Raw genomic sequence first — 1,404 nt, 5'->3', positions numbered from 1 at the left:
CAGGCCTTTCGCCTTTTTTGGCTGGGGTCAGAGGCCCTTGCTGCGATAGGTTTTCGCGACGCGGTCGATGGCGACGATATAGGCTGCGGTGCGCAGGTCCTCCACGTCGTTGCGGCCATGCCAGACCTCGCGCATCGACTGATAGGCCGCGCGCATCGTGTCATCGAGCCCCGAGCGCACCAGCGCCAGCTCGTCCGAGCCGGTCAGGAAACGGTCCTTGAAGTCATCGGCCAGGGTCCAGCCCAGGCCCTTGTCGGCGGAAAGCCGTTCCAGTTCCTCGACCAGCAGCCGGCTCCGCGCCTCCTCGGCCCGGCGCTGCATCCGGCCGAAGCGGATATGCGACAGGTTCTTGACCCATTCGAAATAGCTGACCGTCACGCCGCCCGCATTGGCATACATGTCGGGAATGATCACCACGCCCTTCTCGCGCAGGATCTCGTCGGCGCCGAAGGTGATCGGGCCGTTCGCCGCCTCGACGATCAGCGGCGCCCGGATCCGCGCGGCATTGCCCAGATGGATCACCCCCTCCATCGCCGCCGGGATCAGGATGTCGCAGGCCAGTTCCAGCGCCGCCGCGCCATCGGCCGACAAAGGCGCATCCGGATAGCCCGCCAGCAGCCCGTCATGGCCATTCATCCAGTCGCGCACCGCCTGCACGTTCAGCCCGCGCTCGTCGACCAGCGCCCCGTCGCGCTCGGCGATGGCCACGATCTTGCAGCCATCCTCTTCCGACAGGAATTTCGCCGCGTGATAGCCGACATTGCCCAGGCCCTGCACGATCACCCGCTTGCCGGCAAGCCCGCCCGACAGCCCGGTCTTGGCCACATCCTCCTTGTGGCGGAAGAATTCGCGCAGCGCATATTGCACGCCCCGCCCCGTCGCCTCGACCCGGCCCTGGATGCCGCCGGCATGCGGCGGCTTGCCGGTCACGCAGGCCTTGGCATTGATGTCGGTCGTGTTCATCCGGGCATATTGATCGGCGATCCAGGCCATCTCGCGCTCGCCCGTGCCCATATCCGGCGCGGGCACGTTCTGCGCCGGGTTGATCAGGTCGCGCTTGATCAGCTCATAGGCGAAGCGGCGGGTGATCTGCTCCAGCTCGTGATCGTCCCAGGCGCGCGGATCGATGCAGAGCCCGCCTTTCGAGCCGCCGAAGGGCGTCTCCACCAGCGCGCATTTATAGGTCATCAGCGCCGCCAGCGCCTCGACCTCGTCCTGATGCACCGACAGCGCATAGCGGATGCCGCCCTTCACCGGCTCCATATGTTCGGAATGCACCGAGCGATAGCCGGTGAAGGTCTCGATCTTGCCCCGCAGCCGAACCCCGAAGCGCACCGTATAGGTCGAGTTGCAGACCCGGATCTTCTGCTCAAGACCAGGGCTCAGATCCATCAGCCGAACCGC

1 protein-coding gene is annotated in these 1,404 nt (G+C 66.2%); it reads right to left on the bottom strand.

Annotation, left to right across the window (positions count from 1 at the left end; all coding sequences use genetic code 11):
- Window positions 1-27: 27 nt before the first annotated feature.
- The coding region (locus ACED67_RS21595) for a Glu/Leu/Phe/Val family dehydrogenase (protein WP_395543806.1) at window positions 28-1,404 on the bottom strand (1,377 nt) is incomplete at its 5' end.

The organism is Neotabrizicola paludis, assembly GCF_044142105.1.
GTDB lineage: Bacteria > Pseudomonadota > Alphaproteobacteria > Rhodobacterales > Rhodobacteraceae > Pseudogemmobacter.
The sequence above is the reverse complement of the archived record's forward strand: the minus strand, read 5'-3'. Positions and strand labels throughout refer to the sequence as shown.